This window comes from Brachybacterium hainanense (assembly GCF_042434575.1).
Lineage (GTDB): Bacteria > Actinomycetota > Actinomycetes > Actinomycetales > Dermabacteraceae > Brachybacterium > Brachybacterium hainanense.
This window is the reverse complement of the sequence record NZ_JBHLSV010000001.1, coordinates 303957-325479: the sequence shown is the minus strand read 5'-3', so window position 1 is coordinate 325479 and position 21523 is coordinate 303957. Positions and strand designations below refer to the sequence as shown.

Annotated in this window: 14 protein-coding genes; 2 read left to right on the top strand and 12 right to left on the bottom strand. The window is 72.8% G+C overall.

The genetic code is table 11. The features are described 5' to 3' along the window. Window positions 1-120: 120 nt before the first annotated feature. Window positions 121-1167, top strand: coding sequence for a LacI family DNA-binding transcriptional regulator (locus tag ACFFF6_RS01465; protein ID WP_376977536.1), 1047 nt, complete (start codon window positions 121-123; stop codon window positions 1165-1167). 34 nt (window positions 1168-1201) lie between these two features. On the opposite strand, the gene ACFFF6_RS01460 is transcribed toward ACFFF6_RS01465, so the two are convergent. The 7 genes from ACFFF6_RS01460 to ACFFF6_RS01430 all read right to left on the bottom strand — a co-directional run bounded on the left by ACFFF6_RS01460 (window position 1202) and on the right by ACFFF6_RS01430 (window position 10342). Then, a complete protein-coding gene (locus ACFFF6_RS01460; RefSeq protein WP_376977534.1) occupies window positions 1202-2047 on the bottom strand; it encodes a LacI family DNA-binding transcriptional regulator in 846 nt (281 codons plus the stop codon). Continuing rightward, complete coding sequence (locus tag ACFFF6_RS01455) at window positions 2044-4797, bottom strand: glycoside hydrolase family 2 protein (protein WP_376977532.1); 2754 nt, start codon at window positions 4795-4797, stop codon at window positions 2044-2046. Before ACFFF6_RS01455 ends, ACFFF6_RS01460 begins: the two co-directional genes overlap by 4 nt. Beyond that, on the bottom strand, window positions 4794-5654 hold the full coding sequence (locus tag ACFFF6_RS01450; RefSeq protein WP_376977531.1) for an ABC transporter ATP-binding protein: 861 nt from the start codon (window positions 5652-5654) through the stop codon (window positions 4794-4796). Before ACFFF6_RS01450 ends, ACFFF6_RS01455 begins: the two co-directional genes overlap by 4 nt. Further along, a complete protein-coding gene (locus ACFFF6_RS01445; RefSeq protein WP_376977529.1) occupies window positions 5651-6646 on the bottom strand; it encodes an ABC transporter ATP-binding protein in 996 nt (331 codons plus the stop codon). The genes ACFFF6_RS01450 and ACFFF6_RS01445 overlap by 4 nt, the downstream gene beginning before the upstream one ends. After that, a complete protein-coding gene (locus tag ACFFF6_RS01440; RefSeq protein WP_376977527.1) occupies window positions 6643-7569 on the bottom strand; it encodes an ABC transporter permease in 927 nt (308 codons plus the stop codon). The genes ACFFF6_RS01445 and ACFFF6_RS01440 overlap by 4 nt, the downstream gene beginning before the upstream one ends. A 15-nt stretch (window positions 7570-7584) precedes the next feature. Further along, entirely contained in the window at window positions 7585-8571 is a 987-nt protein-coding gene (locus ACFFF6_RS01435; RefSeq protein ID WP_376977525.1) for an ABC transporter permease, read from the bottom strand. Window positions 8572-8653: 82 nt separating this feature from the next. Beyond that, the gene (locus tag ACFFF6_RS01430) at window positions 8654-10342 is read right to left on the bottom strand and encodes an ABC transporter substrate-binding protein (RefSeq protein ID WP_376977523.1); all 1689 of its coding nucleotides are present in this window, start codon (window positions 10340-10342) and stop codon (window positions 8654-8656) included. Window positions 10343-10605: 263 nt separating this feature from the next. Here ACFFF6_RS01430 and ACFFF6_RS01425 point away from each other — a divergent pair, with 263 nt between their 5' ends. Beyond that, complete coding sequence (locus ACFFF6_RS01425) at window positions 10606-11811, top strand: ROK family transcriptional regulator (protein ID WP_376977522.1); 1206 nt, start codon at window positions 10606-10608, stop codon at window positions 11809-11811. Between the two features lie 133 nt (window positions 11812-11944). On the opposite strand, the gene ACFFF6_RS01420 is transcribed toward ACFFF6_RS01425, so the two are convergent. The 5 genes from ACFFF6_RS01420 to ACFFF6_RS01400 all read right to left on the bottom strand — a co-directional run bounded on the left by ACFFF6_RS01420 (window position 11945) and on the right by ACFFF6_RS01400 (window position 21464). Further along, the gene (locus tag ACFFF6_RS01420; protein WP_376977520.1) at window positions 11945-13036 is read right to left on the bottom strand and encodes a Gfo/Idh/MocA family protein; all 1092 of its coding nucleotides are present in this window, start codon (window positions 13034-13036) and stop codon (window positions 11945-11947) included. A gap of 118 nt (window positions 13037-13154) precedes the next feature. Next, window positions 13155-14147 carry an acetylxylan esterase gene (locus ACFFF6_RS01415; protein WP_376977518.1) on the bottom strand — a complete coding sequence of 331 codons (993 nt, stop codon included), beginning with the start codon at window positions 14145-14147 and terminating at the stop codon, window positions 13155-13157. A 65-nt stretch (window positions 14148-14212) separates the two neighbouring features. Continuing rightward, entirely contained in the window at window positions 14213-16318 is a 2106-nt protein-coding gene (locus tag ACFFF6_RS01410) for a beta-galactosidase (protein WP_376977516.1), read from the bottom strand. After that, window positions 16315-18378, bottom strand: a complete 2064-nt coding sequence (gene yicI, locus ACFFF6_RS01405) for an alpha-xylosidase (protein WP_376977514.1) — start codon at window positions 18376-18378, stop codon at window positions 16315-16317. Before yicI ends, ACFFF6_RS01410 begins: the two co-directional genes overlap by 4 nt. A 65-nt stretch (window positions 18379-18443) precedes the next feature. Continuing rightward, window positions 18444-21464, bottom strand: coding sequence for a glycoside hydrolase family 3 C-terminal domain-containing protein (locus ACFFF6_RS01400; RefSeq protein ID WP_376977512.1), 3021 nt, complete (start codon window positions 21462-21464; stop codon window positions 18444-18446). Window positions 21465-21523 lie beyond the last annotated feature (59 nt).

Sequence of the window (21523 nt, the reverse complement as noted above, 5' to 3'; positions counted from 1 at the left end):
CATGGTGTTTCCGGGCAGGCCTAGACTGAGCCGCTGACAGGCCGCCGCTCCACGGGCGGCGCAGCACGAACGAGACGATGCCGAGGCGGCCGAGGGGATGCGCCGAGGAGGAGGTCCCCTATGCCGGACACGGAGCGTGAGAGCACGCTGGAGCGGGTGACGCTCCGCGACGTCGCCACGCGCGCGGGGGTCTCCCTCGCGACGGCCTCGAAGGTGATGAACGGCCGGGCCGACGTCCGCGCCTCGACCCGGGAGCGTGTCGCCGAGGTCGCGGCATCCCTCGGCTACACGGGGCGGCGCCGCGAGGACCCCGCACCGCGCCGGGCCCTGCTCATCGTCTTCGACGACCTCTCCAGCCCGTACTCCCTCCACGTCCTCGACGGCGCGGTCCGCGCCGCGGCTCGCGCGAAGGTCGAGCTGCAGGTCGCGATCGGCGCCGATGAGGCGGAGGGCGGGCCCGAGGTGCTCAGCCGGGCCTGGCTGGAGGACGTCGCCCGACGCGGCATCGGTGCGGTCATCGCCGTGACACGTCCGGTCGACGCCCGCCATGCGGCCTGGAGCCGGCAGACGGGGGTGCCCGTCATCGTCGTGGACCCCGAGTCCACCTCCGACACCACTCTGGTGACGATCTCGGCCACCAACTGGGAGGGCGGGGAGACCGCGACCGCGCATCTCGTGGGCCTCGGGCACCGGCGGATCGGCGTCGTCGCCGGGCCCGAGCATTCGGTGCCCGCACGCCAGCGCCTCCAGGGCTACCGCTCCGCCCTCGAGGACGCCGGCATCGACCTCGACCCCGCCCTCGTGCGCCGCGGCTCCTTCTCCTACGAGGACGGGCAGTCCGCCGCCGAGGAGCTGCTCGCGCTCCCGGACCCGCCGACGGCGATCTTCGCCGTCGCCGATTCCCTCGCGATCGGCGTGCTGCGCACCGCCCGCAGCCGGGACGTGCGCGTCCCCGAGCAGCTGAGCGTGGTCAGCTTCGACGACACGCTGATCGCGACCTGGTCGAACCCCCAGCTGACCACGGTCCGGCAGCCGCTGGCCTCCATGGGGCAGGTCGCCGTCGAACGGGCCATGGCGCTGGCCGCGGATCCGGGCCTGTTCGCCATGCCCTTCAAGCTCGAGACCCAGCTGATCGTCCGGGAGTCCACCGCCCCGCCGCGGGCCTGACCCGTCCCGTCCTCCCCGGAACGCGACCGCGGTGTCATCCGGGCATGCCCAGGGAGGCCCGGGGGAGGAGGACCGGGGTGCTCTGGCGGTGCCGGGTCACGTGCGGCCGCTCCTGGACCAGCCCGATCAGGCTCGCCCCCACGAGCGCGCCCGTGGATCGCAGCGCGTGCCCGAGCGCGGTGAGCGGCGGATCGGACAGCTGACAGCCCATCGAGTCCTCCCAGGACACGAGCGAGACCCGGTCCGGGACGGGGAGCTGCAGCTCGCGTGCCCGATCGAGGGCGCCGAGAGCCATCGCGTCGTTGTCCAGCACCAGCACCCCGCCGGGATCCAGCCGCGGGAGGAGCTCCTCCAGGGCCCTGGCCCCGCCGGCGGCCGTGTAGTCGCCGTCCGCGGTGAGCACCGGCAGCCCGCGACCCGCCATGACCTCCCGGTAGGCAGAGCGGCGGAGCCCCGAGTGCAGCAGCTCCTGCGGCCCGCCCACGTGGCCGATGCTGCGGTGCCCCCGCGCGAGGAGCTCGCCCAGCAGGTCCCGCATCATCCCTGCGTTGTCGACCGTCACCGTCGAGACGGGGTGCTCCTGCTCGTGCTCCTGGACGACGTCGCCGATGAGCACGTACGGCATGCCCAGCTCGGCGAGCACGGCGGGGCGCGGATCGTCCTCGCGCAGGTCCCGCAGGACCACGGCGCCGACCGCGCCGTCCGCCGCCCAGCGCCGGTGCACCGCGATCTCCTGCTCGGGCGAGGAGGTCGCCTGGGTGAGGACCGCGTGGCCCGCGGCGACGACGACGTCCTCGATCCCGGCGAGCACCAGGTTCAGGAAGTGCTCGCTGCGCGCGGACCAGATGTCCTCGGGGACGACCAGGCCGACGGTGCTCACGGCGCGGCGACCTCCGCGACGGCCTCCGGTGCCTCCACGTGCCGACGCTCATCGCCCGCGCTCCGCCGGTCCCGGGTCCGGGCGCGCTCGGCGGCGTCGCGGCCGCGGGCCACGAGCTCCCCGGCGTGGCGCAGCACGCCGGGCGCCAGCAGGGCCGCGGGATTGACGCCGCCTCCCGGCACGGACACGCGGATGCTCGCGCGCTCGCCGGGAAGGAGGGTGAGCAGCGCCCGATCGGCGACGGCGTCCGGATGGACCCGGTCCGCGATCACGCACACATCGCGGACGGTGCCGTGCGCCTCGAGGTCGATCACGATCTCCTCGCCCTCGGCGCGGGCGCTCGCCCGCAGCGCCTCGGGATCCAGCTCCAGGTCTCGGTCCGCGGCGAAGAAGTGCACCGTCCGGGAGCGGGCAGCGCCCGCGGCGTCCCGCAGCGTCACCACGAGCATCTCGGCGGACGCATCGGCCGGGACGGCGAGCTCCTCCGGGATCGGGACGTGCACGGCCGAACGCGCCGGGACCCGGACGTCCTCCTGCGCGCTCGCGAGCACCTCCCCGGCGAGGCTGCGGCGGTGCAGCTGCAAGGTGCCGCTCAGCTCCGTCGCCTGATCGTTGCCGAGGCTCGCGCGCAGCCCGTCCCCGGGCAGGCCGTCCCGGCCCGGCTGCACGGTCAGCAGCACGGGGGCGTACAGCTCCCGCATCGCGTACCAGAGCAGCTTGCGGCGGTCCTCGCCGTCCACGGCGGCCCAGGAGGTGACGGGCCAGCAGTCGTTGAGCTGCCAGATGATCGTGCCGCCGCAGCGCGGCCACAGCGAGCGGTAGTGGCCGATCCCGACCTGGAGCGCGCGGGCCTGGTTGAGCGAGGTCGTGAAGTGGAAGTCGGCGAAGGACTCGGGGTCCGGGTCGGGGAAGTGGGGCCGGTAGCCGGCCACGAGCTTCTCCTGTCCGCGGATCGCCTTCTGGTGACTGAGCATCGCCGGGGAGTCGGCCCGCAGGGGCCGCTCGGTCACGGCGCGGGCGACGGTCGCCCAGGAGGCGGGGCCCTGCCAGCCGAACTCCGCGGCGAAGCGCGGGGAGGTGTCGCGATAGTGGATGTAGCTGTTGTCGTCCTCGGAGGCCCACACCACCCAGTTGTGCACGGTCCCGAAGTCGGGGTTGCGGGGGTCCTCGGGCCGCGGCCGGGAGTAGGGGCTCGAGGGCGTGTAGCTGCGGGAGGGGTCGAGCTCCGCGAGCAGGGAGGGCAGCAGCTGCGTGTAATAGCCGTTCCCCCAGGCCGTGCCCTCGGGCAGGGTCTCCTTCCAGCCCCAGTGATGGTAGCCCTCGACGTTCTCGTTGCTGCCGTTCCAGTGCACGAGCGAGGCATGCCAGGCCAGGCGGACGATGTTCTCGCGCGCCTCCGCCTCGATCTCCGAGCGCAGCGGCTCGAGCTCGGAGTAGGCGGCGCAGGCCATGGCGAAGTCCTGCCACACCAGCAGGCCCTCCTCGTCGGCGATGTCGTAGAGGAGCTCGGACTCGTACAGGCCGCCGCCCCAGATCCGCAGCGTGTTCATCCCCGCCTCGAGCGCATGGCCGATGCTGCGCCGGTAGCTCTGCGGCGTCAGCCGGGTCGGGAAGCAGTCGTCGGGGATCCAGTTCGCCCCCTTGACGAGGATCGGCTGGTCGTTGACGAGCATGGTGAAGGACATGCCGATCTCATCGGCCGTCTCCGCGAAGCCGGCGGTGCGGAAGCCGACCCGATGGTGCTCGCGGCCGAGCACCGTCCCCTCGGCACCGGCGAGGGTGACCTCGACCGTGTAGAGGGGCTGCTCGCCGTAGCCGCGCGGCCACCAGCGCCGCACCGCGGGCAGCTCGGCGCGCAGCTCCACGGCCTCCTGCCCGGCGGTCCCGCCGTGCCCCGCCGGCGGGGTTCCGGGCGCCCCGAGGAGATGCTCGACCTCGGCGACGACCGTGCCATCCGGGTCGCTGACCAGAAGGTTCAGGGTGAGCGGCCGGCCGGTCGCCTCCTGTCCCGGATCGCTGTCCGCCTCGGCGACGGACAGCGCGGGGCCGCGCTCGACCTGCGCCTCGACCCGCACGGTGCCGGTGTCGTCGGGCGTGACCTCGACGAGGGGCCGCAGGGTCCCCAGCCGTGCCTCCTGCCAGGTCTCCAGCCCGATGGGTCCAGCGATCCCGCTGGTCACCAGCACCGGGCCCCAGTCCCAGCCGAGGTTGCACGCCATCTTCCGGATCGCGTTGTAGGGGAGCTCGTTGCCGATCTTCGGCATCTCGCCGAGGACCTGCTGGTTCTCGCGGGCGGTGCGCAGGGGCGAGGCGAAGCGGATCTCGAGGATGTTCTCGCCCCGGCGCAGCAGCTGCTCCACCGGCCAGCGCCAGGAGCGATGCTGGTTCTGGACGACGGCGACCGTCTCCCCGTTCAGCACGACGGTCGCGGCCGTGTCCAGGGAGCGGGCGACGAGGTCCACGCGCTCGTGCGGCGCGGGTGCCTCGGCGAGCGGGAAGGCGGTGCGGTAGAGCAGGTCGCACTCCCCGGACCAGGCGAGGTCGTGCTCGTTCCGGTCCCGGTACGGCTCCTCGATCAGCCCGGCGTCGTGCAGGTCCGTGAGGAAGGTGCCGGGCACCGTCGCCGGGAGGTCGCGCACGGGGAAGGGGATCGGCCCGTCCTCGACCGTGAGCGTCCAGCCGCTGTGGAGGTCGCGGCGGCGCACCGCCGCCGCGGGCGCCGGGCGGGGGTGGCGCGGCTGATCGGTCATGAGAGGTCCTCCCGGTGGGCGAGATGGTCGGGCATGGGGACGCCGCGGCGACGGGCCTCGGCGAGGAAGCGCGGGTTGGTGCCCGGCTCGGGGGCGGCCTTCAGCAGCGTGCGGGTGAACTCGGCCTGCGGGTTCAGGATGACATCATCGGCCGCCCCGCGCTCGACGACCTCGCCCTTGTACATCACGAGGATCTCGTCGGAGAAGTGCCGGGCGGTGGCGAGGTCGTGGGTGATGTACAGCATCGCCAGCTGCTCCTCCCGCTGCAGGCGGGCCAGGAGGTTCAGCACGCCCAGGCGCACGGACACGTCGAGCATGGACACGGGCTCGTCGGCGACCAGCACCTTCGGCCCCGGGGCGAGGGCCCGGGCGATGGCCACGCGCTGGCGCTGCCCGCCGGAGAGCTCGTGGGGGCGGCGCTCCAGGAAGCTCGCGGCGGGGGAGAGGTTCACCCGCTCCAGCAGCTCGGCGGCCTTGGCGTCGACGTCCTTCGCGGTGGCCCTCCCGTGCAGCAGCAGCGGCCGACGCAGGTGATGGCCGATCGAATGGAAGGGGTTGAGGGAGGCGAAGGGGTCCTGGAAGACCATCTGCACGTCGTCGCGGTAGGCCGCCAGGGCCGCGCCGCGGCGGCCGATGGGCTTCCCGTCCAGCAGCAGCCGCCCGGAGGTCGGGTGCTCGAGCTGCATGAGCAGCTTGGCGATGGTCGACTTCCCGGAGCCGGACTGGCCCACCAGAGCGACCGTCCGGCCGGCGGTCAGCTCGAAGGAGACGTCCCTGACGGCCTGGAGCTTGGAGAAGCGCAGGCCGCTGCGCAGGGTGTACGTCTTGTGGATGTTCTGGGCGGTGAGGGTGGTCATCGGGTCTCCTCGTCGGAGTAGCCGGCCCGGATGAAGTCGCCCGCGTCGCCGGTGAGCGAGGGGAACGAGCCCAGCAGCGTGCGGGTATAGGGATGCTTCGGCGCGAAGTAGAGCTCCTCGGCCGTCTCCAGCTCGACGATCTGCCCGGCGCGCATCACGGCGATCCGGTCGGAGATCTCCAGCAGCATCGGCAGGTCATGGGTGATGAAGATGACCGCGAAGCCCAGCTCGTGGCGCAGCCGCAGGATCTCCTGGAGGATCTCCCGCTGCACCACGACGTCCAGCGCCGTGGTCGGCTCGTCCATGATCATCAGCTCGGGGTCCAGCGCCAGCGCCATCGCGATCATCACGCGCTGGCGCATGCCGCCGGAGAGCTCATGGGCGAAGGCGCCGATCCGGTCCGGATCCACGCCCACCAGGTCCAGCAGCTCGCGGCTGCGGGAGAGGCGCTCGGCCTTGGACATGTCCGGCCGATGGGTCGTGAACACGTCGTCGAGCTGGGCGCGCACGCTGATCACGGGGTTCAGGGAGTTCATGGCCCCCTGGAACACCATGGCGATGCGGGACCAGTGGAAGGCGCGCAGGTCCGCGCCGTGGAGCCCCAGCACGTCCACGTCGTGGCCGTCCTGGCCGTGGAAGGTCACCGAGCCCTCGACGATCCGCGCCGGCGGCCGATGCAGCTGGTTGAGCCCGTAGGCGAGGGTCGTCTTGCCGCAGCCGGACTCCCCGGCCAGGCCCAGCACCTCGCCGCGCCGCAGCTGGAAGCTCGCGCTCCGGACGGCCCGCACCGGCGGGTCGACCTCGTATTCGATGCTGAGGTCGCGGACGCTCAGCACCGGCTCCTGCGAGAGCGGGGAGTCGTCCCCGCGAAGGTGCTCGATGTCCACCAGCCCGCCCTTCGCGGCGGAGGCGGCGAGGCCCGCCGCGCTCGGGTGGTGGTCGGCGGCATCGGCCGCGGGGGCCGATGCGGGATCGGGGATGGACGTGCTCATGCCGCTGCCGCCTCCTTCTGGGCGTGGCGCACCGTCCGCACGGCGGCGGGGGCGGTGCGCAGACGGGGGTTGATGATCCCGTCGATGGAGAAGTTGATGAGGGACAGGCCGGCGCCCAGCGCCGCGATCATCGCGCCCGGCGGGACGAACCACCACCAGCCTCCCAGGGTGAGGGCCTGGCCGTTCTGGGCGTAGAAGAGCATCGAGCCCCAGGTGTGGGTGCCCACCACGCCGAGGCCGATGAAGCTCAGGCCGGCCTCGCCGAGGATCGCGGTGACCAGGGCGAACACGAAGCTGCTGGACATGACCGGCAGCAGGTTCGGGAGGATCTCCACGGCGATGATGCGCCAGGCGCGCTCGCCGGCGATCTTCGAGGCCTGCACGTAGTCGCGGCCGCGGATCGACAGGGTCTGGGAGCGCAGCACGCGGGCCGAGGCCGCCCACGAGGTGATCGCGAGGACCACGGCGATGAGGATCAGCCCTCGCTGCTCCACGTAGGAGCCGATGACGATCATCAGCGGCAGGCCCGGGAGGATGAGGACGACGTTGGTGAACAGGGAGAACGCCTCGTCCAGCCAGCCGCCCAGATAGCCGCCGAGGATCCCGAAGAAGGCCGAGAGGAACAGCGCCATGACGGCCACGATCACGCCGACGGTGAGCGAGCCGCGGGTGGCCCAGGCGAGCTGGGCCAGGACGTCCTGGCCGGTCTGGGTGGTGCCCAGCCAGTGCTGGGCCGAGGGCGGCTGCATGCCCATGTTGTCAACGGCATTGGGATCGGCGACGAAGAACGGGGCGACGAGGCCGAACAGGGTGATCAGCACGACGATGCCGCCCCCGACCATCAGCGTGGGGGTGAGGACGCGGGGCAGGCGCCGGCGCCGGCCGGACACGGCCATCGCGGCGGTGGTGGGCTTCTGGGTCATGGTCTCTCCTCCGTCTCAGCCGCGGGCCCGCGTGCGGGGGTCGATGACGCCGTACAGCAGGTCGACGACGAGGTTGGCCCCCAGCACGGCCACGGTGATGATCAGGAACAGCCCCTGCATCAGGGCGTAGTCGTTGTTGTTGACCGCCTGCAGCATCGTGTAGCCGATCCCGGGGTAGGAGAACACGGACTCCACCACGATCGATCCGGAGACCACGAAGCCGAGGGAGATGGCGAAGCCGGAGATGCTGGGCAGCACGGCGTTGCGCGCGGCATAGGTGAGCATGATGCGGCGCGGGCTGAGGCCCTTGGCCTCGGCGGTGAGGATGTAGTCCTCGCTGAGGGTGGAGACCATCATGTTGCGCATGCCCAGCAGCCAGCCGCCCAGCGAGCTGAGCACGATGGTCAGCGCGGGCAGGAACGCGTAGTAGACCGCGTTGGAGAGGAAGGGGTAGTCCAGGGCCGGCCGCACCAGGGTGACGTCGTACCCGCCGGAGATCGGGAACAGGCGGATGTTCACCGCGAAGGCGTACACGAACAGCAGCGCGAGCCAGAAGTAGGGCACCGACTGCAGGATCGTGGTGGCGGGGATCAGCGAGTCCAGCCAGGTGCCGCGCCGCCATCCGGCCACGGTGCCCAGGCCCACCCCGATGAGGAAGGTGATGCAGGTGGACAGGCCCACCAGCACGAGGGTCCAGGGCAGGGCCTGGCCGATCACCTCGCTCACAGGAGCCGGGAAGTAGGTCACCGTGGTGCCCAGGTTCCCGCGCAGCAGGTTGCCGAGGTACTGGACGTACTGCTCGAGAAGGGAGCCCTGGTCGTCCGCGCCGAGCATGACCTCGATCGCGTGACGGGTGCCCTCGTCGACCGGCCCGCGCAGGGCGAGCTTGGACAGCACGGCGTCCACGGGGCTGCCGGGCAGGGCCCGGGGGATGAAGAAGTTGAGGGTGACGGCGGCCCAGAGGGCCACGAGATAGAAGCCGAGCTTCCGCGCGATGTGCACCGCAGGTCCTTTCTGCACGAGCGCCGGGCGGGGCCGGGCGCCCCGACGTGCGGGGCGCCCGGCGACCGGGGGAGCGCTGTTCTCAGGCGGGGGTGACGGTCTTGAGGACCTGGGCGTTGTCCGGGGCGGACCACGACATGGGGTAGGCGTACAGGTCCTCCGCGGTCGGCCAGCCGGTGACCTTCGAGGAGTTGTACTCGGTCAGGCTCGAGCCGATCAGCAGCGGGATGTACGGCATCGCCGCGACGATCTTCTTCTGGATGATGAAGTACTGCTGCTTCTTCACCTCCGGGTCGTCGGTCCCGGCCGCGACCTCGAGCGCCGCGTCGACCTCGGGGTCGGAGAAGCGGGCGCTGTTCTGGTACGGGTTGCCGTTCTCGCCGACGGGCACGGTCGAGTCCGTGCCGAAGAAGGTGTGGTACGGGTAGAACGGATCCGGTGCCGGACCCTGCCCGACGGAGTCGATGACCAGCTGGAACGTGCCCTTGGACTTCGCGTCGTTCCATTCGTTGACGGAGACCTGCTGGGGGATCAGCTCGATGCCGATCTGCGAGTACTGCTGCGTGAGGGTGTCCAGGGCGGTGACGAAGTCCGTCCAGCCCGTCGGGCAGCTGACGGTCATCGACACGCGCACGCCGTCCTTGGCGTAGATGCCGTCGCCGCCCTTGGCGTAGCCGGCGTCCTGCAGGATCTGCTCGGCCCTGGCCGCATCGGCGTTCCAGGGGGCCAGCTCGATCGACGGGTCGATGAACTCCTTGTCCCGCTCGGGCAGCGCGAAGGCGGGGGAGATGTCGGTGCCCAGGTCGAAGAAGGCGAGCTTGGAGAGCTGCTCGCGGTCCATGCCGTAGTAGAGCGCCTGGCGCACGGCGACGTCCGTCTGCGGGCCCTCGCAGCCCAGCTCCGGGTTCGAGGCCGCGAACAGGGCCGCCTGCGAGGTGCCCGTGTTGGTGTAGCTGAGGTCGGGGTTGCTCGCGACGTGGGTGTCCAGGTCCGGGATGGCGGTGGACATGTAGTCGATCTCGCCGGCGAGCCATTTGTCCGTGGCGGACTGGTTGCCGGACAGGGAGATCACGCGCACGCCGCCGATGGCGGGCTTGCCCTCCTCCCAGTACGACTCGTTGGCGCCGAGCAGGTAGGACTCGGCGGTGAAGTCCGAGAGCACGAACGGGCCGGTGCCCACGGGCTCCTCGTTGGCGTCGGTCGCGAGGTCCGCGACGTCGGCGAAGAGGTGCTCGGGGATGATCCAGGTGCGGCCCAGGGCGTTGGGGCCCTCCACGAAGGACGGCGCCGGGTAGGTGATCACGACGGTGGTCTCGTCGGTGGCCTCCGCGGAGGGCGCCTTGCCGGAGCCGTTCAGGGCCGGGGTGTCCTTGACGCGGTTGAAGGTGAAGGCGACGTCGTTCGCCGTGAAGGCGGTGCCGTCGGACCAGGTCACGCCGCTGCGGACGGTGACGGTCAGGGCGGTGCCGTCCTCGTTCCACGCGAAGGTCTCGCCCAGCTGGGGCACGGGCTCCGCGTCGATCGCGGTGAGCGGGTTGTAGTAGAACAGCGGCTCGTAGATGAGCCCCTGCACCATGCTCAGCACCGAGGCCGAGTGCGGGTTGAAGTTCGCGGTGAAGCCAGCGCCGGAGCCGTTGTAGCAGCTCACGATCGGCTTGTCGTCGCCGTCGCCTCCGCCGGTGCCGAGGTTGGACTGACCGGTGCAGGCGGCCATGGCGGGCGCGAGGGCGGCAAGGGACAGGGCGCCGAAGGTTCTGCGGCTGAGATGCATCGTTGCTCTCCTGGTTTCTCATGCGGCTGCGCGTGAGCGTGCGCGTGGAGCGGTGGGCGTCGACGCCGGGGCGACCGACTTACTTAAACAAGTTACTGAAGTATGTGACAGTATGGGGGGATGCCCGCGAGAGCGTCAATGTGGCGTGTCCGCCTCCGCCGTCACGAAGAGATAACGATCGGGCCACGGCGGCCCCTGCTGCGAGACCATCGGGCCTGCACCCGCGCCCGCCGCGCCACCGACGACCCCGGAGGAGGAACGCCATGGCAGCTCTGAGACCGCGCAGCGGCGCCGCCACGGACGCCGCGGTCCTCGATGCCATCCGCCGCGTCCCCGACACCACGCGCACCGCGCTCGCCGCCGAGCTGGGGGTCACGGCCGTCACCATCACGACCTCCGTGAAGCGGCTGCTCGCCGACGGCCTCGTCGTCGAGACCGGCCGCGCCCGCTCGACGGGCGGCAAGCCCGCGAGCCTGCTGCGCGTGAACACCGCCTCGCGCTGGGCGCTCGGCTGCACGATCGAGGACGACCGCGTGGCGCTGGTCGCGATGAGCATGGACGGCGTGCTCCGCTTCCGGGCCGTGGTCCCGCTCGCCGCGCTCCTCGCCCCCGCCCTGTCGGGGGAGGAGCCCGCCTCGCCGACGCCCCCCGCATCGGGCGCCCCCGGAGCCTCGGACGTGCCCTCCCTCGCGGCCGGGACCCTGCACGAGCTGCGCGCCCAGGTCGAGGACGGCCGGGCGACCTGCGCGGGCATCGGCCTCACGGACCTCCGCGAGGACCCGGCGACCGCGGACGCGGTGCGCTCCCGCCTCGAGGACCTGCTGCGCCTGTCCACCGTCGCGGGCGGCGCAGGCCTGTGCGCGGGGCTCGGCAGCTACTGGATGGGGGAGCAGGAGGAGCAGGCGTGCCTGACGATCCACCTGGGTCCCAGCATCGATGCGGTCGTCCTCGCGGGCGGCGGGCCCGTCCTCCCGGAGCGGCCCGGAGCCGGCACGCTCGACCACGTGATCGTCGATCCGCAGGGCCCGCCGTGCACCTGCGGAGGTCGCGGCTGCCTCCACCAGACCGCCTCGCTCGCGGCCGACGTCCGACGTGCCGTCGCCCAGGGCCTCGGCGCCGAGCTCGGGCTGGATCCCGCCGGCACCCGGACCATCACGGACCACGCCCGTCTCACCGAGGCGGCGGCGCACGGCCACGCGAGGGCCGGGCGGATCGTGCTGGACTCCGCGCGCGCCATCGCGATCGCGATCGGGAACCTCATCGGTCCCCTCGGAGTGCAGCGGGTCGTGCTCATCGGCACGAGCGTCTCGATGGCGCCGCAGCTCTACCGCGACGCGGTCGATGCCGCGCTGCGGGAGCGACCGGGCGCTGTCGGCGAGCACGTCGTCGTGACGGTCTCGAGCGTCCAGCCCCACCCCTGCTCCGTCGGCGCCGCCGCCCTCGCCCTCACCGCGGTCTCCCGAGCCTGATCCACCCCGGCCGCCCGGGCGCGTGTCCGCCCCCGCTCGCGGACGGCAGCCGCCGAGTGCCGGTTCCCGAGCCGTTCGCGGGGGCGGGCTCGGGAACCGGCACTCGGCGGCCGGATGCGCACGCAGGTGCGGGTCAGGCCTCCGGGGCGGAGGCGAGGACGCGGGCCTGGGCCTGCGCGCGGACGGCGAGCTCGACGGCCTTGAAGGCGTGCGCCTGCGTCATCGCGTTCTCGGTGCGGTGCAGCACGTCGAGGATGAGCTCGCCGAAGAACGGGTAGCCCACCTTGCCGGTCGCGTCGATGCGGTGCTCGCCCTCGGAGTCGACGAGGATCACCTGGCCGCCGCCGTTGTCGGTGGTCACGTCGATGTACTTGCGCAGCTCGATGTAGCCCTCGGTGCCGAGGATGAAGGTGCGCCCGTCGCCCCAGGTCCGAAGGCCCTCCGGGGTGAACCAGTCGACGCGGACGTAGCCGGAGGCTCCGCTGGACAGGGCGATGTTCGCCTCGCCGAAGTCGTCGAGCTCCGGGAACTCCGGGTGGCCGAAGTTGCCGATCGCGCTGGAGGTGATCTCCGCATCGTCGGAGCCCGTGAAGGTGAGCATCTGCTCGAAGTTGTGGGAGCCGATGTCGGTGAGGATGCCGCCGTAGCCGGCGCGCTCGAAGAACCAGTCGGGGCGGGTCTCGGGGGAGCCCATGCGATGCGGGCCCATGCCCATCACCTGGATGACACGGCCGATCGCGCCGCGCTCGATCAGCTGCCCGGCGAGGACGGCGGCCTCGACGTGGATCCGCTCCGAGTAGTAGACGGCGTACTTCTTCCCCGTCCGCTCGACGGCCTCCTTCGCGGCCTCCAGCTGCTCGAGGGAGACGAGCGGGGACTTGTCGGTGAAGTAGTCCTTGCCGGCCTCCATCACGCGGATGCCCAGGGGGGCGCGGTCCGCAGGCACGGCGGCCGCGGCGACCAGATGCACGGCGGGATCGGCGAGGACCTCCTCCTCGGAGCTCGCGACCGTGACCTGCGGGTACTTCTCCGCGAAGGCCGCGGCCCGTTCGGGCTGCGGGTCATAGACCCACTTCAGGGTGCCGCCGGCGCCCAGCAGGCCCTCGGTCATGCCGAAGATGTGCCCGTGGTCCAGGTGCATCGCGGCGAACACGAACTCTCCCGGCTCGACGACGGGGCGGGGCATCGGGGCAGGGGCGTAGGAGGCGCCTTCGGAGACGGTCATGGGAGTCCTTTCGACAGGCCGGGGTCCACGGGAAGTCTCGTGCGCGCTGGGTCACGTCCGGGGCTTTTGCCGCGTGTTGCCAGAGTCGGCGCGGGACATGGCTCGGACCCGGGCGGGATCAGCGCCGCTCGCGCAGCCAGCGGATCTGGAGCTCGTGCTGCAGCGCCGCCCCGCCCTCGTGATTGTTGAACGGGTACACCTCGATGCGCCGGTCCGGCGCCTGCGCGGAGCCCTCCGGGAGCGTCCCTCCATAGTGGTTGAAGGCGGCGAAGATCGTCGAGGGCGGGCAGGTCATGTCCCTCAGGGCCACGGAGAACAGGGCGTCCGCGCGGGCACGGCGCACCAGGTGCACGACATCCAGGTAGCCCAGGGTGCGCTCGACGGCGGCCTCGCGGTCGCGGTTCACGGCGAGATAGCGGACGATCTCCTGGTACGGGTCGCAGTCGGTGATGTCGATCGCCCGGCGGATCTGGCACAGGAACGGCACGTTCGCCATCACGGCGTGGACATCGGGCACGAGCGATCCGGCCGCGAGGGCGAGACCGCCGCCCTGGCTGTTCCCGGTCACGGCGACCCGTCCGTCCGCACCGGGCAGGACCCGGGCGGCGTCGACGGCCCGCGCCGCATCCGTCATGAGCCGGCCGAGGTACGCCGTCTCCGGATCATCGATGCCACGGGTCATCGAGCCGGGGGCGGCCGGACCGGAACCCACCGGGTCCGGGGTGACGCCGCCGGAGCCCCAGGCGGATCCCTGCCCGCGCGTGTCCATCACGAGATGCCCGTACCCCGCCGCCGGCCAGGCCAGATGCTCGACCGGCAGGCTGCGCCCGCCGCCGTAGCCGACCATCTCGACGACGACCGGCAAGTCGCCCTCGGCGCCCGCGGGCCGCAGGTACCAGGCGCGGATCGGGTCGCCGTCGTGGCCCGCGAAGGTCACGTCCCAGGTCTCGACGAGGGTGAGCCCCGTCTCGATCGGGCGCAGGTCGATGATCGGGGCGTGCGCGCGGGCGCGGGCGAGCTTGCCCGCCCAGAAGTCGTCGAGGTCGGCGGGCTCGGCGAGCTCGGGACGATACGCGCGCAGCTGCGGCAGAGGGAGGTCGAACAGCGGCATCGGCGGCCTTTCCGGGTGGTGGTGAGGACGGGAGGCGGGGACGGGAACGCGGGGCGCGGGATCGGTCAGCCGGCCTGCGAGGGGATCAGACGGGCATCGGCACCGGAGGCGAGGGCCAGCACGGCCACGCCCCCCGCGGCGATCTCGAGGCCCGACGCGGCGCTCGCGCCGGTGATCAGGTCGGTGCCCTCGGCGGCCACGCGCACGGGCGCGTCCCCATGATGCAGGAGGAACAGATGGTCGGCCCCGGCGCTGCGGCGGCGCACCGCCTCGAGCCCCGCCTCCGCGGCGCCGGGCAGCGTCGGCGCGATCCCGAGCTGAGCCGCCAGACCCTGCAGCAGCGCGTCCCGCGACTCCTGCGCGAGGCGGGCGGAGACGTACAGGGCGCGGCCCGCGCCGCGTGCGACGGAGGTGATGGCGGGCAGCGAGGCGAGCTCGCCGTGCGTGTACGTGGCGAGCGCCCGGGCGTCCACCGTCCGCAGCAGCTCCGTCCACTCCTCGACGACGGATCCGTCGGACAGCTCCTGCGGCTCGCCCGGGGCGAGCGGATGGATCTCCTCGACGCGCACGCCCAGCAGGTCCCGCAGCATCCCCGGGTACCCGCCGGTGATCACCCGCAGATGCGCGTCGGACATGCCCGTCAGCGGTCCGACCACGAGGGTCCCGCCCGCGCGGACGTACTCGTCGAGCCATGCGGCCTGCGCCGGGGCGAGCGGGTACAGCGTCGGGATGATCAGCAGACGGTACGCGCGCGCGTCCGCCCCGGGCTCGACCATGTCGACGGGGATGCCTCCGCGCCAGAGCGCGCGGTGCGTCGCCCGCAGCTCCTCCGGGTACGACAGCGCGTCGCTGGGCAGGTGCGGGGTCTCCAGCGCCCACCAGCCGTCGGCGTGCCATACGATCCCGACCTCCGCCTCGACCAGACGACCCTGCGCCGGAAGCGCCGCGACCGGGGAGATCGCCGCGAGGATCTCGCCCAGGCGGACTGTCGTCGCGAAGGCGCGCGAGTCGGCGCCCGCATGCGGGACGAGGGCGCCGTGCCATTGCTCGGAGCCGCCCGCGGAGGCCCGCCACTGGAAGAACAGCGAGGACTGCGCGCCCCGGGCGACGTACCCCAGCGAGTGGCGGATCATCTGCGCGGGCGTCTTCGCATAGGTGCGGTCGCCGATCCTCGCGCCGCGCCCGTTCTGCTCCATGAGCATCCACGGGCCGCCCGACCAGGAGCGGGAGAGGTCTGCGCCGTAGGCGATGTGGATCGCCGCCTCGTCCCCGATCGCATCGGGGTAGTGGTCCAGGGAGACGACGTCCTGCTCCCGCGCCCACGACCACTGCTCGAGATGGTTCCAGGTGGGGAGCATGAAGTTCGTCGTCACCGGGGCCGGGGAGCCGGCCTCGCGGATCTCCTCGCGCTGCTCGACCATCGCCGCGAGCATCTCGTCGGAGCTGAAGCGGCGGAAGTCGATCTGCTGGGCCGGATTGGGCAGGTACTGGGTCGCGCGCGGCGGCTCGATCTGCTCGAAGGAGCTGTAGCCCTGGGACCAGAACCGCGTCCACCAGGCCTCGTTCAGCGCCGTGAGGGTCCCGTAGCGCTCGCGGAGCCAGCGCCGGAAGGCGGCCGCGGCGTGCGGGCCGTGGTCGAGCGTGCCGTACTCGTTGTGCAGGTGCCAGCCGCGCAGGCCGGGATGCGCCCCGTAGCGCTCGGCGAGCATCCGCGCGATCGCCCGGCTCGCCGCCCGGTAGGCCGGGGAGCTGATCGCGTAGGTGTCGCGGGAGCCGTGGGTGAGCCGCACGCCGTCCGGCCGCACGGGCAGCGCGTCGGGATGCGCGAGGGAGAACCACGGCGGCGGAGAGGCCGTGGGCGTGGCGAGGAGGAAGCCGATGCCCGCGTCAGTGAGCAGGCCGATCACCTCGTCCAGCCAGCCCGTCTCGTACACGCCCTCGGCGGGCTCGAGGCTCGCCCAGGAGAACACGCCCAGGGTGACCGTGTTCACGTGGGCGCGGCGCATGAGCTCGATGTCCTCGCGCCACGTCTCCCGCGGCCACTGCTCCGGGGACCAGTCCCCGCCGTACAGGAGGGCCTGCGGCTCGAAGCGCGATCCGCCGTCGCGGCCGATGCCGCCGCCGCGCTGCTCCTCGGGCGCGCCGCGGCGGGCGAGGGGCGCCCCGCTCATGCTCCGGCCTCCGCTCGCGCGGCGCGCACCTGCGCGAGGACCTCGGAGCCGGCACGGGCGAACAGGCCCAGGGAGTGCACGTCATAGCGGCGGCGCAGGTACGCGCCGTGCTCGAGGTCGAGCTCCTCGCCGTCCAGCAGGTGCACCCAGGAACCGGCCGGCAGGTACACGTCGACCTCGCCGGAGGCCTGGAGCACAGGGGCGACCAGGATGTCCGGGCCCAGCATGTACTGGGTGTCCAGAGCCCGGGCCGCCGGGTCGTCCGGGAACTGCATGTACATCGGCCGCATCGACGGCGCACCGGTCCTCGCGGTGGCGCGCGCCGTCCTCAGCAGGTACGGCGTCAGCTGCACCTTGAGCTGCGCGAACTCCCGCATCACGTCGACGGACTCCTCGTCGAACAGCCACGGCACCCGATAGGAGCTCGAGCCGTGCAGGCGCGAATGCGTCGAGAGCAGGCCGAAGGCGACCCAGCGCTGGAACAGCGTCGCATCCGGCGTCCCCTCGAAGCCGCCGATGTCGTGGCTCCAGAAGCCGAAGCCGGAGCTGGTCAGCGACAGGCCGCCGCGCAGGGACTGCGCCATGGCGACGTAGGTCGACTCGCAGTCCCCGCCCCAGTGGATCGGGAACCTCTGCCCGCCCGCGGTCGCCGAGCGGGCGAAGAGCACCGCCTCGCCCGTGCCGCGGTGCCGCTCGAGCAGCTCGAACACGGCCTGGTTGTACTGCTGGGCGTAGAAGTTGTGCTCGCGCAGCGGATCGGAGCCATCGGCCCAGACGATCCCCTCGGTGGGGATCCGTTCCCCGAAGTCGGTCTTGAAGCAGTCCACCCCGTCCTCGAGCAGCGCCTCGAGCTTGCCGGTGAACCAGGCGGCGGCCTCCGCGCTGGTGAAGTCGACCAGGCCCATGCCGGCCTGCCACAGGTCCGTCTGCCATACGTCGCCCTCGACCGTGCGCAGCAGATGCCCGGCCTCCGCGCCCTCGGCGAACAGGTGCGAGCGCTGGGCGATGTACGGGTTGATCCACACGCACACCTTGAGGCCGCGGTCGTGGAGCTTGGCGATCAGCCCTCGGGGGTCCGGGAACGTCGCCGGGTCCCAGACGAAGTCGGACCAGTGGAAGCCGCGCATCCAGAAGCAGTCGAAGTGGAAGACCGACAGCGGGATGCCGCGCTCGGCCATGCCGTCGACGAAGGACAGCACGGTCTCCTCGTCGTACTGCGTGGTGAACGAGGTCGACAGCCACAGGCCGAAGGACCATTCCGGCAGCTGCGGGGGCCGGCCCGAGCGGGCCGTGTAGCGGTCCAGGACCTCGAGCGGGGTGCCGCCGCCGTAGACCTCGTAGCGGAGGCGCTCGCCCGGGACGGAGAACTGCGTCGCCGCGACGTTCTCGGAGCCCACCTCGAAGGAGACGGGGCCCGCATCGTCCACGAGCACGCCGTAGCCGCGCGAGGACAGGAAGAAGGGGACGTTCTTGTAGGCCTGCTCGGAGCTGGTGCCGCCGTCGGCGTTCCAGATGTCCACGCTCTGGCCGTTCTTCACGAAGGTGCCGAAGCGCTCGCCCAGGCCGTAGATGTGCTCGCCCACGTCCAGGGAGAGCTGCTCGTGGATGTACGGGCCCTCCCCCTCGACCTGGGCGTAGCCGATCGAGCGGGCGCCCGAGCCGGTGAGCACCTCCCCGTCCCACAGGTAGTCCACGTGCCAGGGGCCGTGCAGGGCCACGCGCGCGGTGAGGCGTCCGGAGGTGAAGGAGATCGTCTCCGCCTCGCCCGCGCCCTCGCGGGTGATGCCGGGGGAGGCGGGCGCGGTCTCCAGGTCGAAGCGGGGACGGGACTGCCGTGCGCCGGCGAAGTGCTCGATCTCGACGGCGATCACGTCCTCGCGCGGAGCGGTGAACGACACCGTGATGACAGGCTTGTTGAGCGTGTCGCCGCGCGTCTCGATGCGGGTGACCGGCGCGAACACGCGCAGGCGATCCTCGTGCACCTCGACGTCGTGGACCTCCGCGGGACGCTGGAGCGTGACGCCGTCGCGGACCAGCCAGTAGCCGTCGGTGAATTTCATGGGTGACCTCCTGGGGCCGGGAGCAGAGCGGGTGCGGATCGTCGGGGCGGGGGCGGGCGGCTGTCTCAGGGGCGGGCGCAGCGCAGGCCCAGCAGCGCGATGCCGGGTCCGATGCGCACGAGCACCTGCCCGGTGGGCCGTCCGTCGTCCGCGGGGACTCGGTGGGGGAGCGGGAGCATGGTCCCGTCCTCGGCGACGAGGACGGCGGGTTCCGTCGATGCCGATGCCGGCATCCGGTCCGTCGCGCCGCCCTCGAGAGCGCGGGTCATGAGCTCGAGCACCTCGGTGCCGGCCTCGAGGGTGAACAGGGCCGTGCCGCTCGCGGAGCCGAGGGCCCGGAGCTCCGTGCCCTCGAGCGGCGTCGTCGCGCAGCGTGCGGCGCCCCAGGTCCTCTCCGCGCGATCCGCGGGGACGACCAGGGGCGATGCCGGGTCCGTCCCGGCGGGTCCGACCGTGCCCGCGGCGGGGATCGTCACGCGGACGCGGGCGACGGTGTCCTCCGCGGCGCTGGACCGGGACAGGCGCACGGTCACGGGCCCCTCCGGCAGCTCCCAGCTCCCGCGGTCGGTGCTCCACAGGGCGAGGCGCGAGTACGGGACGGCGATATGCGCCTCGACGCCGTCCCCGGCGGGGACCTCGACGACGTCGAAGCCGACCAGCCGGGTCGCCGGCACGTCGTAGCGGCGCCGCGGGAACGACGAGGCGGGGACGTCGGCGTAGACCTGGACGACCTCGCGCAGCGCTCCCGCGGTGGTGCGGGCCAGCGGCCCGCGCACCCGCACGCAGACCTCGAGACCGTCCTCGCCGGTCGTGACGGAGGCATCGGACCAGTCCGCGCGGTCCACGGACAGCCCGTGCCCGAAGGGGAATCGGGCGCTCTGGCCGTACAGATATGTCGCCCCGGCCCCGATCACGTCGTAGTCCAGCAGATCCGGCAGCGGCGAGGAGTCGGGCCAGGTCTGGGCCAGACGTCCGGAGAAGTCGCGCTCGCCCTGCAGCAGGTCCGCGATCGCCTCGCCCTCCGCCTCCCCGGCATGGGAGGACCACACGACCGCATCGACACGCTCCTCGAGGCCCTCGAGGTCGTACGGGTAGGACGAGGTGATCACGAGGATCCGGGCGATCCGGTCCGGGAGGGCGGCGAGCTGCTCGACGGCTGCGCGGGCCGGGCCCGGGAGGCGCGCGTGGGGGCGGTCCTCCGTCTCGCGGCCATGGACGTGCGGGTCGTTGCCGATCACCAGCACGACCGTGCGCGCCTCCTGCGCGGTGCCCGCGGCGACCGCCTCCGCGGCCTCCTCGGCGCCGGAGACCAGAACCTCCGCGGAGAACCGAGCGCCGGAGGCGGGATCGGCGCTCCGCAGCACGAGAGCGCCCGTGTGCCGCTCGAGGCCCAGGTAGCGACCCGATCCGGTGTGCTGCAGCAGCCAGCTGCCGTCCTCGCATCGGCGGCGGCGCAGCGTCTCCTGCACGATCCAGCCGCCGATCCGGTCGGCGGCGGCCATGATCTGACCGCGGTCGTCGGGAGCCAGCAGGAGGGAGGTGCTCCTCTCGCGCAGGGCGAGGACGTCCTCGCCGAGGTCGAGCACCTCGAGCTGCGCGGCCGTCGCCGCGAGGGCGGGACCGTCCGCGGCGGGGCGCGGGGCGCGCAGGGACCCGTCGGTGGCGAGGCGGATCTCTCCGTCCTCGGGCGCGAGCGCGGCATCTCCCGCGCCGGCGCAGAGACCGGTCGTGAGGGCTCGCAGGCGGATGCGATCGATGCCGCGGCGCACGCGGACCTCGTCCGTGCGGCGCCGCGCGAGGGCTTCGGCGATCGAGGTCGTCTCGGGGAACTCGCCGCTGTACCAGTCGCGCAGCACCGATGAGGACTGCTCCCCGAGGACGGCGAGCGGCCCCGGGGGCAGCGGCAGGGCGGCGGACCCTTCGCGCCGGGCGAGGAGCACGGCCGATCGCACGGCGACCTCGCGGGAGAGGGCGCGACGCTCGGCCCGGGTGGGGCAGGGACCGTCGTCGTGCCCCCGCTCGTCCGCGCGCTCATCCGGCAGGATGCCCTCCTGCTCGTCGGCTGGCGCGTCCTCGCACCGTGCCTGCCGGTCCTCTGCCCGCAGGAGCGCGTCGAACTCGCCCGTGCGGGCGCGGGCGACCAGCTGGCGCACGAGCGCACGGTCCACGTGCCCGATGTCCACGAGCCCGGCCTCGAGGGCGTCGCCGAGGGCGGCGATCGTCTCGCGGGGGTCCGTGTCATGGTCGGTGAAGGAGTCCACGCCCGCGCGCAGCATCGCCGCGTAGGCGGATGCCGGGGTGCCCACCGTCTTCTGCGAGCGGAACAGGTTCGACGGGGCGCCGGCGTCGGAGACCACGAACAGCAGGTCGGGGTCCGGAAGCTGCGCGCGCAGCTGGGTCTCGAGCAGGTCGGTCAGATGCGCGGGACGGCCGTCGACGAGGTTGTAGGAGAGCATGACCGAGGCGGCGAGCCCTCGGGCGACCGGCTCGACGAACCCCGGCAGCTCGTACTCGTGCAGCACCCGGTGCGGCATCTGCGAGCTGGTCGCCGCCCTGTCGGTCTCGTGCGAGTACGCCAGGAAGTGCTTGAGGGTGGGCAGGGTCCGCCAGGTCTCGCCGCCGCCGCGGAGGCCCGCGCTGAAGCCGCAGGCCAGGGCGGAGTTCAGGAGCGGGTCCTCGGTGTACGCCTCCTCGGTGCGGCCCCACAGCGGATGGCGCAGCGGGTTGACGACCGGCGCCCACACCGAGAGGCTGACCCGCGGATCGGCCGCATGCATCTCGCGTACCTCGAGGGCGACGAGGGCCGCCGCACGGCGGAGCAGCGCGGGATCCCAGCTCGCGGCCATGCCGACGGGCTGCGGGAGCTGGGTGGCCTCGCCCTTCCAGGCCACGCCGTGCACGCCCTCGGTCCCGGTGACGAAGGGACCGATGCCCAGGCGCTCGACGCCGGGGGAATGCTGATGCAGCTGGGCGATCCGCTCGGCCGGGGTCATCGCGGCGACGATGCGACGCGCCCAGCGCAGACGGCGGGCGTCGGCCGCGGAGATCCGCGCCGTACGGGCGCTGTGCAGGTCGGAGGAGGCCATGGATCCTTCTTCGGGTCGGTGGGGCGGCGCGCGGGGCACCGCGGGCGCCGCCGGTCTGG